Source organism: Pseudomonas syringae group sp. J254-4, assembly GCF_032586855.1.
Taxonomy (GTDB): domain Bacteria; phylum Pseudomonadota; class Gammaproteobacteria; order Pseudomonadales; family Pseudomonadaceae; genus Aquipseudomonas; species Aquipseudomonas amygdali.
The window spans coordinates 22,943-38,531 of the sequence record NZ_JAWHOO010000017.1 but is presented as its reverse complement, the minus strand read 5'-3'; the positions used below and the strand labels follow the sequence as shown (position 1 = coordinate 38,531).

Here is a 15,589-nt window from a genome sequence, read left to right as displayed (position 1 = left end):
TGGTCAGTGCGCGTTGTGGTCCCAGATCCAGTTCCACACACCGGGCAAGCTGACAGGCTCGCCCGCCTCCTTGACCGTCCTGGCCAGTGCTGCGCGCTGCAACTGCGCACTGTCGTCGTAGAACGGCTTGTCGGCGAGCCTTACGCCAGTCTGCCCGGCACTGTCGACCAGTATCTGCAGGTACTCTCGCGCATGCCGCGCGGTGTAGCGGTTCAGGTCGTGAAAGGTCACCACCACCGGAATCACCCCGTCCACTGCAGGCAGCTCTCCGGCGGCGATGCGTTCACGTACTTGCGAGAGCTGACTGACCATGTTCGAACGGCGGCGCAGGCTGAAGTTATAGCCCCAGATCTTGCCGTCATTGGCGCTCAGGTCAGTCAGTAATACATGCAGGTCATGACGCTGGTAGGCGCTGAACGTGCGTTTGTCGTAGTTCCAGAACGGCGGGCGCAACAACGTGGTCGGCACACCGGTAATCGAGGCGATGATGGCGCAGCCCTGGGTCAGGGACTGCTCCAGTTCCTCATCGGTCAACGAACGATGATTGGTGTGGTGCGGCGTGGCGGTATGAAAGCCGAGCAAATGCCCCTCTGCATGCTGACGGTGCATGATCGCCCGCCCCTGATCACTGTTGCCTGCGCCTGTGGCGCCGGTCTGCACGAAGAACACGGCCTTGATGTTCGGCTGCAACGGATTGTCGGCCAGGCTGTCGAGTACGGTGATACTGGGGTTGTAAAAAGTCGACGCACTGGGGCCGTCATCAAAGCTCAGCAGGAACCGCACTGGTGGCTGCTGCCGCAACTGTTCGGCAGTTTTTGGCGTCAAAGGGACTGGCGCGCTGATGCAGGCCGACAGGCTCGCGACGATGGCCAGTGCGCAAAGGGCCTTGAGGGCTGACTTGATCAATGTACGGGATCCTGTGGCCGGGCTGCTGAAGCCGCTTGGGAAGCGCACGCATGATCATCCACAGGCGCGGCAAACACAATCACTGCGGCGCGCAGTTTATCGGTGCCGAAACAACTCATGCGATTGAAATCAGCATGGCTTACCGGCAAATGCTGGCAGTCGATGGCCTGCCGATGCAGGCTGTGATCAATATCAGGATCGTGCAGATAGACGAAATCGCTGTCGCAATCGGTGACCATCACCCAGTGCGGTGCCTTGGAGCGTGTCAGGCGATAGCTGCTGATCAGCACCAGCGGCTTGCCGCCCTCGGCCAGTACGCGAGGCAGGTTCAATGAGCGGTTGGGCAGCGTCTCTACACCGCAGATACGCAGCTCATGACAGAACTGCTCATGAACCAGGCGAATCACCTGTTTCTTGTTGTCGCTGCGCACGCCGCCCAGAAACAGCGGGCCTGCCACCGACACCAGCAACTTTACGGCGAAGCCCCGTCGCCGGGCAGCCAGCGCCAGCCCTTGAGGGCTGCATCCACCGTGGCCGGAGGTCATGAACACCGTGGTCGCCTCGCGCCAGATCTGCAGTTCTTCGGCGCGATCCATCAAACGCGCAGGATGTAGAGCCTTCATCGCCATCAACAGGCAGGCAGGACCACAGGTGAACTCCAGGGTCTGCTGGTAGTAAGGCACTGAACGACTGTCCAGCCGGGCATGCTCGACGATGCGCTTCTCGTAACGCAGCGCCGGGGCATGGTCCTGGTAATAGTCGTCGACCTGAGCGAAGCGCCGGTAGCCGTTGCGTTCGTACAGCCCGATAGCCGCGTGGTTATCAGGGCGCACCTCAAGGCGCAGGTAAGCGCAGTCGCGGCCCACGGCCTGCTGCTCGGCACATTGCAACAACTGCTTGCCCAGCCCCTTGCCCCGCGCCGCATCGGCAATCGCCAGCGAATACAAACGCCCCAGCGAGGTGCCCCGATGAAACAGCACCAGCGCATAGCCGGTGAGCTGTCCGGCCTGCTCGGCGACGATCAGGCTGGCATTGGCGCGGCGAATCATCCAGTGAAAGCTGCGCGCGGTCAGACGGTCGCCGTCAAAGCACTGGTTCTCCAGAAGCAGCAAGTCGTCGACATCGGTTTCAACTGCATCGCGAAATATAAAGTCCATCTGCACCGCCGTAAAAGTTGTGTAACGAAACGGGACATTTCAAAAAGCACATGCTTAATAGAAAGGACTTGTTTCCCATCGGATCGATTACACATGTCAGCGGCACAGGTGAAGATGAACGAAGTATCTGCGCAACTTGCGCTTTCAGCAACAACCAGACGTGCAGACCCCACAACGCTTTTTGCAGCACAGAGGCAACTGGTGATTATTGTCGAACGGCTTGAAGACTGGGCATCGTACTTCCCCAGCGAAAACCTGATCAGCGCCCAGGAGTATCTGGAAAAGCCGCTGAAAGCCACGGCAGGCAAGCGTGTGCAAGTCATCAATCTGTGCCGCAGCTACAAATACCTGGGCCACGGTTATTACTGTTCCCTGCTGGCCGAAGCGCGCCAGCACAATGTCATTCCCTCGGTAAAAACCATCAGCGAGTTGACCCGCAAGTCACTCTACGGCCTGGCCCTTGATGACCTGGACAAGTTGCTGGACACCGCACTCCAGGATCATCCCTATGACGACACCGAAGGGTTTACCCTGACACTTTACTTCGGCCAGACCACACTTGAGCCGTTGAAAGATCTCGCCCGTCAATTGTTTGAAGTCTTCCCCTGCCCGATCCTGATGGTGGAGTTTCGCAAGCGCGACAATTGGCACATTGCCGGTATCAAGGCCGGTGCTCTGCCGCGCCTGCGCGATGATCAGCAGGATGAGTTCGCCATGGCGCTGGAAGGCTTCAGCCGCAACGTCTGGCGCCAGCCCAGCTCGCGGCGCATGGCCCGCTACGACCTGGCGATTCTGCATGATCCGCAGGAACAGCTGCCGCCGTCCAACCCTGAGGCGCTTGCCAATTTCATCCGCGTCGGTCAGCGCCTGGGCATCGATGTCGAGCTGATCGAAAAGAAAGACTATGCCCGACTGGCCGAGTACGACGCGCTGCTGATTCGCGAAACCACCAGCGTTGACAACCACACCTATCGCTTTGCCAAGAAAGCCGAAAGCGAGGGGCTGGTAGTCATGGATGACTCCACCTCGATCCTGCGCTGCACCAACAAGGTTTACCTGACCGACCTGCTCAAAAGCCATGATCTGGGCATGCCTCGAACGGAAATCCTCTACAAGGACCGCCCGGAAGAACTGCAGCACGTGGCCACACGCCTGGGTTTCCCGCTGGTATTGAAGATTCCCGATGGCTGTTTTTCCAGAGGCGTGATCAAAGTCAGTACGCCCGAGGAAATGCATACGGCGACAGCCCAATTGTTCGAGCATTCGGTGTTGTTGCTGGCTCAGGAGTTTTTCTACACCGAGTACGACTGGCGCATTGGCATTCTCAACCGCAAACCGATATTCGCCTGCCAGTACTTCATGTCCAAGGGGCATTGGCAGATCTACAACCACAAGGCAATCGGTGCCGAGGTCATTGGCGAATGCCGCACGCTGGCGGTGCATGAAGCGCCGCGCGCCGTGGTCGAGCTGGCACTCAAGACTGCCAATCTGATTGGTGACGGGTTATATGGCGTGGACTTGAAACAGTCAGGCGATCAAGTGGTGGTGATTGAGGTCAACGACAACCCGAACCTGGATGCCGGCATCGAAGACGCTTATCTGCAGGATGACCTGTACAGCCTGGTGCTGGAAGAGTTCGTCCGCCGCCTGGAGCTCAAACGCCTCGGCCAGGCATGGTGAGACGATGATCCAGGGCCTGAAACTCGATGACAGCCGTTTGCTTGTATGTGATCCGCAAAAAGCTCAGGTGCTGTGGTTCAGCAAACCTGATGCAGGTGAACGCAGATTATTGCTGGAGCGATTTCACCTTGATGAGCATGCCGTTGCCTCGGCACTCGACCCGGACGAAATTTCGCGCATCGAGTTTCACCCTGATGCGTTGTTCGTCATCTGGAAACGTCCCGAGAACTATTCGGGCAAGGACAGCTTCTCGTTCGACGTTTCGTCCTTTGGCGTGCTGTTGAGCCGGGACCAGCTGGTGCTGATCTGCGATGACGAGCAACCCTTGAGCGCGCTGGGGGCTCACCGCCCGTTGGACCAGCCGCTGGATATCCTTCTGGAGCTGCTGTTCAACAATATTCATCACTATCTGGGCCATTTGAAAGTCATCAAGATGGTCGCCCGGGAATTGCAGCAGAAATTCAACTCGTCACTGGAAAACCGTCATTTGCTGCAGATGTTCAACCTCAGCGAAAGTCTGGTGTATTACATCAACGCCATCCACAGCAACGGCGCGGTCCTGACGCGCCTGCGCAATCACGCACAAGGCAAGCAATACGGGGCTGCCAGCCTGGCGCTGATCGATGACATGATCATCGAGAACGACCAGTGTTACAAACAGGCCGAGATCTATTCCACGGTGTTCGCCGGGTTGATGGATGCGCGCGGCAATCTGGTCAACAACAGCACCAACACCCTGCTGCGCAAACTGACCTTGATCAATGTGGTGTTTCTACCCCTGAACCTGATTGCCGGGATCGGCGGTATGTCCGAATTCAGCATGATGACCGCCCCGCTGCACTGGTGGGTGGCTTACCCGGCACTGCTGCTGGCGATGCTCGGGATGGGGGCGGTGATGGTCTGGGGACTGCGCAAGATGGCTCGCGCAGCCTGAGCGGTTATTTTTCCCAGTCAGCCTTGGCAATCTGCAAGCCATGCTGACCGTTATAAGCTGCACGTTCGGGAGACTGCCAACCCTCCAGCAACGCAGCGTCGAGATCGTAGATTTCGACGCCCAGCGGACGGCAGACGCTTAACGGGTCCTCCGCGTCAGGCCCCCACATCGGCAGTGACAGGTCGCCGCCCGGACAGGTCGACAAGGCGCACAGCAGGTCGATTTCCGCGAAGAATTCCAGGTAATCGCCCTTTTGCGCCGGACAGGCTTTCATGAAGTACATGTCGTCATGGTTGAGGCCGGTGCACTGGAAGATATTCAACACGTCATGCACATCGAATTCGGTCAGCCCATACGGCAACACTGCGCGGGTCAGGTTCGAATGGCAGTGATGATGAAAGTCTTCGCCGGTCAGCATCTTGTTGACGTAGGGATCACAGCGCGTGCCAAGCAAATCGTGCAGGCGGCCACCATGCTCGTCGATCCCGTAGCTGGCCAGGCTGTCATCGGTGATGGTGACCAACGGCCGTAAAAACGGCAGGTTCGACCACAGCCGGTCATGGGTGCTGACATGCGCACCCTGCAACTGACGCGTACGCGCCGCCCACAGGCGTTCGCGAGGGTCGTTGGCATTCCACACATTGAAATCGCCCACCTGCGGGCCAACCGGTGTGGTAACACGAAACACCTGACCGGCCTTGACCTTCCAGGCCCGCCCGGTGCGGATCGGCACTTCAAATTGCTCGACGAGGGTACGCTGCTGCGCATTCGTGCGGATACGCTCGTAAAAGGCCGTATCCACTTGCAGCGCCGCGCCTTTGCTGACCTGGTAAGCGGCTGGGTAGTCTTTGTACATACAGGGCTTCTCGCTGGCAGGATGAAAGTGTTCAACCAACACTGCAAATTGCGGGCCTGTCTATTGAAAATCCCGACTGCGCACATCCAGTCCGGTCAACAGCGGCGTCAGGTCATACAGCCGCTGGGCGATCAGGTGCCGTACGCCGCTTTTTGATTCCAGTCGCCCGAACACCTGCAGCAATTGCGAGCCCACCAGCACCTTGCGCTGACGTTCGGCAAGGTCGCGCCAGACCACGACGTTGACCATGCCGAATTCGTCTTCCAGCGTCACGAAGGTCACGCCACTGGCGGTGCCCGGTCGTTGGCGGCCGATGACCAGCCCCGCCACGCTGAGGGTTCGGTCGTTTTCCAGGCTCAGCAAGTCTTGTGAGCTGCGAAAGCGTTTGGCAGCCAGTTGCCTGCGCAGCAAGGCCAGCGGGTGTGGGCCCAGGGTAGTGCCCAGCGTTGTGTAGTCGGCCACCAGGTCCTCGGCCACCGTCGGCAGCGGCAGCGTCACCTGGGTTTCGTCGCTGGGCAGGTCGTCGAACAGCGGGCGCTGGGCCTCGACCCCGGCGACTTCCCAGCGCGCCCGGTGCCGATGACCAATCAGGCCACGCAAAGCCCCGGAATCCGCCAGTGCCTCGGCGGCGCGAGCGTCCAGACCGGCACGCTGAGTCAGGTCGGTGGCATCGGCGAATGGCCGCTTCGAGCGCGCCGTTTCGATGCGCCGGGCATCTTCCTCGCGAAAGCTGCGCACCATGCGCAGCCCGAGGCGAATCGCCAGATTGCGCGTGCTGTCGGGATGATCGAGCGGCTCCAGCGAACAATCCCAGTCGCTGTAGCGCACATCCACCGGGCGGATTTCAATGTGGTGGCGACGTGCGTCCTGTAACAATTGATCCGGGCTGTAAAACCCCATCGGCCAGCTGTTGATCAGCGCACAGGTGAACGCTGCCGGTTCGTGGCATTTGAGCCAGCAACTGGCGTAGGTCAGCAAGGCGAAACTGGCGGCGTGAGACTCGGGGAAACCATAACTGCCAAAACCCTTGATCTGTTCGAAAATCCGGTCGGCAAAGTCCGCTTCGTAGCCGTTTTTCAGCATGCCCGTGCGCAGCCGTTCGCGATGCGGCTCCAGCCCGCCGTGGCGTTTCCACGCAGCCATCGCGCGGCGCAACTCGTCCGCCTCGCCCGGCGTGTAGTCGGCAGCGATGATCGCAACTTCCATGACCTGCTCCTGGAACAGCGGCACGCCCAAGGTGCGCTCAAAGACGCTTTTTAGTTTAGGCGGATAAGTGACCGCCTCTTCGCCATTGCGCCGCCGCAGATACGGATGAACCATGTCGCCCTGGATCGGCCCCGGCCGGACGATGGCGACTTCGATGACCAGGTCATAGAATTTTTCCGGCCGCAGGCGCGGCAGCATGGCCATCTGCGCGCGGGACTCGATCTGAAACACACCGATGGTGTCGGCGCGGCTGATCATTTCGTAGGTTTTCCGGTCGTCGCCCGGCAGACTTGCCAGAGTCCATCGTTGGCCACGGTGCAGATGCACCAGATCGAACGTGCGGCGCAAGGCACTGAGCATGCCCAGAGCAAGAATGTCGACTTTCAGCAGGCCGACCAGGTCCAGGTCGTCCTTGTCCCACTGGATGATGGTGCGGTCGGCCATCGCGGCGTTCTCCACCGGCACCAAGGTCTCCAGTGGGTGTTCGGAAATCACGAAGCCACCCGGGTGTTGCGACAGGTGCCGGGGAAAGCCGATCAGCTCGCCGGTCAGTGCCAGCACGCGCTTGAGGATTGGCATGTCGGCATCGAAGCCGTATTCGCGCAGGCGTTCGGGCGACGGCAGCGAATCGCTCCAGCGGCTGAAGGCATCGGCCAGGGCGTTGATCTGGTCAGGCGGCAGACCCAGCACCTTGGCCACATCACGCACTGCGCCCGAGCCGTGATAGGTGCTGGCCACCGCCGTCAGCGCCGCCCTGCCCCGACCATAACGCCTGAATATGTACTGAATGACTTCTTCGCGGCGGTCATGCTCGAAATCCACATCGATGTCCGGTGGCTCGTTGCGCTCTTTGGAGATGAAGCGCTCGAACAGCAGGTTGCTCTTTTCCGGGTTCAGCTCGGTGATCCCCAGCGCATAACACACTGCCGAGTTGGCCGCCGAGCCACGCCCCTGGCAAAGGATATGCTGGCTGCGGGCAAACTCGACGATGTCATGCACGGTCAGAAAGTAGCTGTCGAACTTCTTTTCCGTGATCAGGGCCAGTTCCTTCTCGACCTGCGCACGGGTAGCTGGCGTCAGCCCCTTCGGCCAGCGTTTGCGGGCACCGCGCTCGGTCAGTTCACGCAGCCACGACGTGGGTGTCTGGCCTTTGGGGACCAGCTCGTGCGGGTATTCATATTTCAATTGTTTGAGATCGAACGTGCAGCGCCGGGCAATACGCACCGATTCGGCCAGCAGCCAGTCCGGGTAATGCTCGGCAAGCGCATCCAGTGGCCGTAAATGGCGCTCGCCGTTGGCAAACAACAGGTGCCCTGCTTCGGCCACGGTCGTGTGATGGCGAATGGCAGTCATGGTGTCCTGCAGGGCACGCCGGCCGCGTGCGTGCATGTGCACATCACCACTGCCTACTGCCGGGATACCCAATGATTGAGCCAGCGCCAGCAAGTCGGCCAGACGCTGCTCGTCATCCGCGCCGCGATGTAACTCCACGCCGAGCCAGAGGCGCTCGGCAAAGCGCTCACGCAACCAGCGTCCATGCGCCAGACAGGCTTGCGCGTCGCCTTCGATATCCGGCAGCCAGATGGCCAGCAACCCTTCCGGCGAAGGCTCGAAGTCTTCACGCAACAACCGGTATTCACCTTTTCTGGCTCTGCGGCGTGCCACCGTGATCAATTTGCACAGCGCCTCATAGCCTGCCTGGTTTTCTACCAGCAGCACGGCTTTCGGCCCGTTCTCGATGTGCATTTCGCTGCCGATGATCAATGGCAGGCCGGTGCTGATGGACGCCTGCCAGGCACGTACGATACCGGCCAGCGTGCACTCGTCAGTGATGGCCAGCGCCTGATAGCCGTGGCGCGAGGCACGTTCGAACAGCTCACGGGCGCTTGAGGCACCGCGCTGAAAACTGAAGTTGGACAGGCAATGCAGCTCGGCGTATTCGCTTGTCATGCGAACCAGCCATGCAGCAGCAGTTCACCCTGCTCGCCCACGCTGCGATAGGCCCAGGCGCGCTGGCCGTTGGAGGTTTCGACCAGATAGTAGTCGCGACGTACATCGCCGCCGTCCCACCAGCCTGATTCGATTCGCTCGGGCCCGGCCACGATGCGCGTGGCATGAAGTGGCAGCGGCTGGGGTTCTCGCAGCAACCAGCCCGGGCGCATACAACCTTTGGCTGGCAAGACCGCTTTGCTTGTGCTGTGCGGTTGCCAGGCGCATTCAGGGCGGTGATCGGCCTGGGCGCGCAAGCCATTGACCGACTCGTCGCCCAGTCGCGCACGCAGGCGTTCGCGCAGTTGCTCCCAGGGCAGGGTCTGTTGCACGCGCTCATCGAACAACTGGCGGTGCGCCGGAACAAAATCCGGCAAATCCTGCGCCAGCAAGCGCACGGCACGTACCGGCGACGCGACCAGCACTTGCTCCAGCCTGCCGCGGGCCAGTTCGAACAGCATCGAAGCATCGCGCTCGGCACTCAGCAGCCCGACTGGCACCACAGTCTCCGGACCTTCAACGTGCTCCAGATGCAGGGAAAATCGCTGCACACCGCTGTCGCGTCCAGCCAGAAACAAAGCCAGATCGGCGATCAGCCGCTTGAGAGGAAACAACAGGGCCTGATGCGACTCGACGTCGAAATTCAGCTCGATGCGTACATCGAAGAAGTCCGGCGGTGTGTAGCACTCCAGTGCCACCGGTCGTTCGCCAAGCAATGTGTCGAGATGCTGCAGCATGCTGGCCGGAAACCGCCGCGCCAGTGTATCGCGCGGCAGGGCCAGTACCTGCCGCACATAGCGCAGCCCCATGCGTGTCAGGGCCGTGGCGGTTTCACGACTCAGACCGATGCGTTCCAGCGGCATATGCTCCAGGCTGCGGCGCAACGCCTGCGGGCAATCAATGCTCAGCCCGTCATGCATGTTGGCCAGCATCCGTGCGGCTATCGGGTTGGGCGCAACCACGATGCGATGCCGGAAACCCTGCGCAGTCAACTCTTCACGCAAGCGTGCCTCGAACACCGGCCAGGGGCCGAACAGCTTGAGACTGGACTCGATTTCCATCAGCAGCACTCGGGGGTACTTGAGGATGACATTGGAGCTGAAACCGTATGCCCAGGCCGCGAGCAGTTGCTGCAAGCGCTCGATGTCGGCCGGGTCATGCTCGACCATGGAGAAGTTCGACACCAGTGCCTGAGCGGCCGTCAGCGACTGCCCGGCTTTCAAACCCAACGCACGCGCCGCCGGGTTGACGGCTTGCAACACGCGACGTTGAGCACTGCCGCTGATCAGCGCCAGAGGCTCATCGGGATCGTTACGACGACGCATGACGCCGTCGAGCGCCAGTTGCGGCAGCAAGACACAGGCCCAGAGCATAAGAACCTCAAGCGTCGGTCGAAAATGGAATGGGGAAAGGCGGCGCAAGCCCGCCACGGCACTTGAGCACCCGCAATTGTGCGGGTCGGGTGTCGACAGCGATGCGCAGGGCCGCCGGTGACGGGTTGGCGGCGGCCTGCTGCGGGCGGCAGGCAAACGCCAGGGTCTGCCCGGTTTCGGCAGCCACCTGCAAACGTCGCAGCGCACGGTCATCGACCATGCCGGGCCAGCACACGACCGCGCCACAACTGCCGGAACGCAGGCACTGTTCGGCAGCCCACAGGGCATCGCGCGGGCCTGCCTCGATGACAACCAGCTGGCGCAGATCGACCCCGGCGGCCAGCCAGGCTTGCGGGTACGGAATGTAGGGCGGTGCAATCAGCACAATGCGCTCACCGATCGCGGACAACCTTGCCAGACTTGGCCACAGCAGACGCAATTCCCCACTGCCATTGGCCGGGATGAGGATTTCAGTCAGGGCGGCAGCAGGCCAGCCGCCAGTGGGCAAGGCGCTGTCCAGCAATGCATGGCCACTGGGGTGCGGGCTGACCTGCGGCGCGCTCTGCTGACGGCCTTTCCAGACCCTGCGCTCATCCAGCAAGGCGTCAAGGCTGACCACCGCGCCCATCATTCGCGCCGGACCAGCCCGCAGAACACGCCTTCGATGGCGAAGTCCTGATCAGGCGTGACAATGATCGGTTCGTAGGCCGGGTTGCGCGGCAACAGGCGCACCTGATCGGCACTGCGTTGCAAGCGCTTGATGGTAACTTCGCCGTCCAGGCGGGCAACGACGATCTGCCCGTCACTGGCCTGCGGGTTACGGTGCACGCCGACCAGATCGCCATCGAGAATACCGTCTTCGATCATCGAGTCGCCCTGCACGCGCAGCAGGTAGTCCGGCACACGGGTAAACGTGCTGCGGTCCAGATGCAGTGTGGTGTGAATATCGAGGTCCGGCCCGATAGGTGCGCCCGCAGCTACGCGCCCCAATACCGGAAGTTCAAGCAATTCGGGCCGCGGCTCGCTGTTGAGCAGGCGAATACCACGGGCCTGATGCGCTACGACCTCGATCAGACCGGCTTCAGTGAGGGCCACAATGTGCTTGCGCGCCACGCTGCGCGAAGCAAAACCAAAAGCCTCGGAAATTTCTGCCAGGCTCGGCGATTGCCCTTGCTGCGCGATGCGATCGCGGATGAAGGTAAGGATTGCGCTGCGGCGGGGAGATAATGTGCTCATGGAGTACATTTGTACTCCACTGGTGATTTTGTGACTAGTACGGTTTGTCGGATTGACGCCGCACGCTCTCGCGCTTCGTAGACGTCGATTATTCGGATTTTCACAACAGTGAAATAAGAAACACCCGGTTTATTGCGCCAGCCAAAGCGTAGAGACTTGATGGCTCTTTCAACGATCAGGAGAGTTCATTGTGATCACGCGCCAACTGGGTCACCACGGTCCGCAGGTTTCTGCCATCGGACTGGGCTGCATGGGAATGTCGGACTTCTACACCACCGGCATCGACGAAAAGGAATCCATCGCCACCTTGCACCGCGCGCTGGAACTGGGTATCACTTTTTTTGATACCGCTGACATGTATGGCCCGCATACCAACGAGACGTTGCTCGGCCGGGCTCTCGAAGGCAAGCGTGAAGGTATTTACCTGGCCAGCAAGTTCGGCATCGTGCGTGGCGATGACCCGCATGCGCGTGGCGTGAATGGCAGCCCGGCGTACATTCACCAGTCCATCGATGCCAGCCTGAAACGGCTGAATACCGATTATCTTGATCTCTACTATCAGCACCGTGTCGACCCCAATGTGCCCATCGAGGACACCATCGGTGCCATGGCCGAGCTGGTCAAGGCTGGGAAGGTTCGCCATATAGGTATCTGCGAAGCCAGCGCAGCGACCATCGAAAGAGCCCACAACGTGCATCCGCTGGCGGCCGTGCAAAGTGAATATTCGTTATGGTCTCGCGATCCGGAGCACGACAATGTGCTCGCCACTTGCCGTCGCCTGGGTATTGCTTTCGTGGCTTACAGCCCGCTGGGCCGTGGCTTTCTGACTGGCGCCTTGCGCACGCCGGACGATTTCGCTGCCGATGACTATCGTCGTTTCAGCCCGCGCTTTCAGGGCGAAAATTTCAAACGCAATCTGGCACTGGTAGAAAAGGTCAAGGCACTGGCTGCGGCCAAAGGCGTCAGCGCGTCGCAACTGGCGCTGGCCTGGGTACTTGCTCAAGGCGACGACATCATTCCGATCCCGGGCACCAAACAGCGCAAGTACCTGGAAAGCAACGTGGCAGCGGCTTCATTGACGCTGAGTACCGATGAGCTGGCTCAACTGGATGCGATCTTCCCGGCGCAAGGGGCCGTGTCGGGCGAGCGTTACAGCCCGGAGTCGATGAAGTCGCTCAACGGCTGAAAACGTTTGTGGTTCGAGATCAGGTCGCCTCAGGGCAGGTCTCGGTGCCGTTGTTGAGGCCCTGTTTTTGATTCTTGTAATCGAGCGTGGCCTTGCCATCGACCCATTTCAGGGTGACGACAATCACTGAGTCGAAATCATCGTTCGTCCAGTCATCCAGCAGGTTAGTGCTCTTGCCGGACGCTTCTTCAGCAACCTTGTTGATCAGCTCCGGCAGGTAGCCATGCGACCAGGCGGTGTAGATAACTGCGTTGTGGTACTTGTCCCGCATCAGCTCATCGGCCAGGTCTGCGGTGTCGTTGGCACCAAAGTCGAGGTTGACGGGCAGACCCAGTTTGATTGCGCTGGGCCCTACCGTCATCAGCGGACGCACGTAGCTGTAGGACAGGTCGCCCTCACCCTCCTCCACGTGTCGGCTGGGGTTGGCGGCGAAGATAAAGTCAGCTTTGCCGAATTCCCTGGGCAAGACCTCCGACAGTTCGATGGCCCGGTTGAGCCCTTGGCAGTTCAGTTGCCCCAGCCCCATGGCCGGTTTTTCGGCATGACGAAGAAATACCAGTGTCTGCGTGCCGTTCTTGGGCTCGGCATGAACCCCCTTGCCCATGGTGAACAGGGCCAGGGCAGAAGCCACCAGTAATGATGGGAAGAAGCACCATGCGATGCGGCGCTGGAGTCGGGTGATCGAAGGCATTTTCGGCATATTCATTATTTTCTGAGTCCGGTGCGCATTTGAAAGGGATCAGCCATCTGGCTGGTGCGAATACGCAGGCTTATGCAGCTCGCCCCAAGAATTTCTGCGGATCAGTCAAACAAGGGCGCAGTGGGCGCACACTCATGGATCACGCGCGAATCTTAGTGCTCACATGTTTCGAAATTAAGAATGTGGACGATTAGGAGTGTCAAAAAACGATTCTGTTGCAAACCTGGCGAAAAAAATCACCCGAAAAGCAGAAAAACTGTCAGAAAATCGTCGAAAAACAGGCCGTGAGCCTTACTGTTTACCAGGCAACAACAGTTCAACACCTTGCTGCCAGATCAACATCACTCACACTGGAAAATTGCCCTGATACCTTGCTGTTCAAGCACCCGGACCCTTGGCACAGAGCATGCAATATTCCATTTGTGAATTTCATGCTCTCTGGACTGCTGTTTTTGAAATATGCAAACCAGTCTTGCAGCCCTTGTCTCCCCGATCTGGACGCTCACTATGCCACAACCCCCTATTTCTTTTTGGTTGCAAACGCCGCGAGCCCTGATTCGCTGGATGCTAACGACCTGCACATTGGCGATTAGCCTGCAGGGAATAGCACAGGCCGCTGAAACCGCGCCTGCCGAAGTCCGCCTGGATTACGCCTATTATTCGCCGGTCAGCCTGGCGCTCAAGCATTTTGGCTGGCTGGAGAAAGCCCTGCCGGAGGCGAAAGTCACCTGGGTGTTGAGCCAGGGCAGCAACCGCTCGCTGGAATACCTGAACAGTGGCAGCGTCGACTTTGCTTCGTCGGCCAGCCTGTCTGCGGTGCTGGCCCGGGCCAACGGCAGCCCGATCAAATCGGTGTATGTCTACAGCCGGGCAGAATGGACGGCTCTGGTGGTGCGCAAGGATTCTCCCCTGCAATCGGTTGCCGAACTCAAAGGCAAGAAAATCGCCGCCACCAAGGGCACTGATCCTTACCTGTTCACCTTGCGCGCGCTGCAGAAGGCCGGGCTGAAAAAGGATGATGTCGAGTTGCTGCACCTGCAGCATCCCGATGGACGCACCGCCCTCGAAAAAGGCGACGTAGATGCCTGGGCAGGGCTTGACCCGCACATGGCGGCCAGTGAAATACAGTCCGGCTCGCGCCTGCTTTACCGCAACAAGGACTTCAACAGCTATGGCGTACTGAGCGTCACGGAAACCTACGCCAAGGAGCATCCACAGGCGATCAGAACAGTATTGAGCGCTTATGAGCAGGCTCGGGAATGGGCAGTAAAAAATCCTGATGAGCTGGCCAGGCTGCTGGCGACCGAGTCAGGCCTGCCGCTGGAAGTCGCCAGGTTGCAATTGACCCGTACAGACCTGAGCAACCCGCAACTGAGCGAAAAAGATGTAGAAGCATCCAAGTCTGCAGCACCGATTCTGGTGTCCGAGGACCTGGTGCGCAAAGGCGTGAACGTCGAACAAGTGATCGATCAGTTGATCACGCCAGAGTTTTCCAAAGCCGTGATCGCAACGCCATGACCAGCCCAGACAAGTCACTGCCTGCCTGTGCGCAGGCGGCCTTGCCTGACAAGGCGCAGCGCACGTTTTGGCAGCGCTACAAAACGCCGCTCAAAGGCCTGGTAGTCCCCGCTGTAATCATTGTTTTGCTGGAAATTATCGTGCGCATCGGCTGGCTGCCCTCCTACCAGATGCCAGCACCCAGCGAGATCGTGCTGACACTGCGCGATCTGGCCGATGGTGCGTTGTGGAAACACATCAGTGCCAGCCTGTTGCGTGTGCTCAGCGGCTTTGTGATCGGCGCAAGCCTGGCCTTGGTATTTGCCGCGTGGGTGGGGCTCAGTCGTGAGGCGGAGGCGTATCTGGAGCCGACGCTCGCCGGGCTCCGTTCCATCCCGAGCCTGGCCTGGGTGCCGCTTCTGTTGCTGTGGCTGGGCATTGGCGAGACATCCAAGATTGTGCTGATTGCCATCGGTGCGTTTTTTCCGGTCTACCTCAACGGCGTGGCCGCAATTCGGGGCATTGACCGAAAGCTGGTGGAAGTCGGCCAGATGTATGGCTTCAGCCGCTATCGCCTGACCCGGCGTATTCTTCTGCCCGCCGCCCTGCCCGGCCTGTTTACCGGTTTGCGCAGCGGCATGAGCCTGTCATGGATGTTTCTGGTGGCCGCCGAGCTGATCGCGGCCACCAAAGGCCTGGGCTACCTGCTCAGTGACGGACGCGAAACCTCGCGCCCGGACATCGTGCTGGCGGCCATCATCGTTCTGGCAACACTGGGCAAGTTGAGCGATGGCCTGTTGGCAGGCCTGGAAAAACGCTTTCTGGCCTGGCGGGACACATTCACCGGCCAAAGCCGCGAGGGTTGATAA

The 15,589-nt window shown here is 60.0% G+C and carries 14 protein-coding genes; 6 read left to right on the top strand and 8 right to left on the bottom strand.

Going from position 1 to position 15,589, the window contains the following annotated elements; translation table 11 throughout:
- Positions 1–3: 3 nt before the first annotated feature.
- Together RYB09_RS19225 and RYB09_RS19220 are read right to left on the bottom strand one after the other, a co-directional pair.
- Positions 4–906 carry a polysaccharide deacetylase family protein gene (locus RYB09_RS19225; RefSeq protein ID WP_057403018.1) on the bottom strand — a complete coding sequence of 301 codons (903 nt, stop codon included), beginning with the start codon at positions 904–906 and terminating at the stop codon, positions 4–6.
- Positions 903–2,063, bottom strand: a complete 1,161-nt coding sequence (locus RYB09_RS19220) for a GNAT family N-acetyltransferase/peptidase C39 family protein (protein ID WP_057407948.1) — start codon at positions 2,061–2,063, stop codon at positions 903–905. The genes RYB09_RS19225 and RYB09_RS19220 overlap by 4 nt, the downstream gene beginning before the upstream one ends.
- A 93-nt stretch (positions 2,064–2,156) precedes the next feature.
- Between RYB09_RS19220 and RYB09_RS19215 the strand changes: the two genes are divergently transcribed.
- Together RYB09_RS19215 and RYB09_RS19210 are read left to right on the top strand one after the other, a co-directional pair.
- Positions 2,157–3,743 (top strand): RimK family protein, encoded by a 1,587-nt coding sequence (locus RYB09_RS19215; protein ID WP_057401347.1) that lies wholly within the window; start codon positions 2,157–2,159, stop codon positions 3,741–3,743.
- Positions 3,744–3,747: 4 nt separating this feature from the next.
- The gene (locus RYB09_RS19210; protein WP_057401348.1) at positions 3,748–4,677 is read left to right on the top strand and encodes a magnesium transporter CorA family protein; all 930 of its coding nucleotides are present in this window, start codon (positions 3,748–3,750) and stop codon (positions 4,675–4,677) included.
- Positions 4,678–4,681: 4 nt separating this feature from the next.
- Here RYB09_RS19210 and RYB09_RS19205 read toward each other — a convergent pair whose 3' ends face one another.
- From RYB09_RS19205 to lexA, 5 genes are read right to left on the bottom strand one after another with little or no spacing between them, the layout of a single operon-like run.
- Complete coding sequence (locus RYB09_RS19205; RefSeq protein ID WP_316889775.1) at positions 4,682–5,533, bottom strand: urea carboxylase-associated family protein; 852 nt, start codon at positions 5,531–5,533, stop codon at positions 4,682–4,684.
- Positions 5,534–5,593: 60 nt separating this feature from the next.
- Positions 5,594–8,689 (bottom strand): error-prone DNA polymerase, encoded by a 3,096-nt coding sequence (locus RYB09_RS19200; RefSeq protein ID WP_058401514.1) that lies wholly within the window; start codon positions 8,687–8,689, stop codon positions 5,594–5,596.
- Positions 8,686–10,101: a DNA polymerase Y family protein gene (locus tag RYB09_RS19195; protein WP_316889772.1), complete on the bottom strand. Its 1,416-nt coding sequence runs from the start codon at positions 10,099–10,101 to the stop codon at positions 8,686–8,688. Before RYB09_RS19195 ends, RYB09_RS19200 begins: the two co-directional genes overlap by 4 nt.
- Before the next feature lie 7 nt (positions 10,102–10,108).
- A complete protein-coding gene (gene imuA / locus RYB09_RS19190) occupies positions 10,109–10,729 on the bottom strand; it encodes a translesion DNA synthesis-associated protein ImuA (RefSeq protein ID WP_057454456.1) in 621 nt (206 codons plus the stop codon).
- The gene (lexA, locus tag RYB09_RS19185) at positions 10,729–11,346 is read right to left on the bottom strand and encodes a transcriptional repressor LexA (protein ID WP_057401353.1); all 618 of its coding nucleotides are present in this window, start codon (positions 11,344–11,346) and stop codon (positions 10,729–10,731) included. The genes imuA and lexA overlap by 1 nt, the downstream gene beginning before the upstream one ends.
- Before the next feature lie 181 nt (positions 11,347–11,527).
- Here lexA and RYB09_RS19180 point away from each other — a divergent pair, with 181 nt between their 5' ends.
- Complete coding sequence (locus RYB09_RS19180; RefSeq protein WP_058401512.1) at positions 11,528–12,523, top strand: aldo/keto reductase; 996 nt, start codon at positions 11,528–11,530, stop codon at positions 12,521–12,523.
- 19 nt (positions 12,524–12,542) lie between these two features.
- Here the strand turns inward: RYB09_RS19180 and RYB09_RS19175 are convergent, their stop codons facing one another.
- On the bottom strand, positions 12,543–13,229 hold the full coding sequence (locus RYB09_RS19175; protein ID WP_011168719.1) for a hypothetical protein: 687 nt from the start codon (positions 13,227–13,229) through the stop codon (positions 12,543–12,545).
- Between the two features lie 209 nt (positions 13,230–13,438).
- On the opposite strand from RYB09_RS19175, the gene RYB09_RS19170 reads away from it, so the two are divergent.
- The 3 genes from RYB09_RS19170 to RYB09_RS19160 are packed head-to-tail and all read left to right on the top strand — an operon-like array spanning position 13,439 to position 15,586.
- On the top strand, positions 13,439–13,816 hold the full coding sequence (locus RYB09_RS19170; RefSeq protein ID WP_162492556.1) for a hypothetical protein: 378 nt from the start codon (positions 13,439–13,441) through the stop codon (positions 13,814–13,816).
- Entirely contained in the window at positions 13,731–14,741 is a 1,011-nt protein-coding gene (locus RYB09_RS19165; RefSeq protein WP_058401511.1) for an aliphatic sulfonate ABC transporter substrate-binding protein, read from the top strand. Before RYB09_RS19170 ends, RYB09_RS19165 begins: the two co-directional genes overlap by 86 nt.
- On the top strand, positions 14,738–15,586 hold the full coding sequence (locus RYB09_RS19160; RefSeq protein ID WP_122259860.1) for an ABC transporter permease: 849 nt from the start codon (positions 14,738–14,740) through the stop codon (positions 15,584–15,586). Before RYB09_RS19165 ends, RYB09_RS19160 begins: the two co-directional genes overlap by 4 nt.
- Positions 15,587–15,589 lie beyond the last annotated feature (3 nt).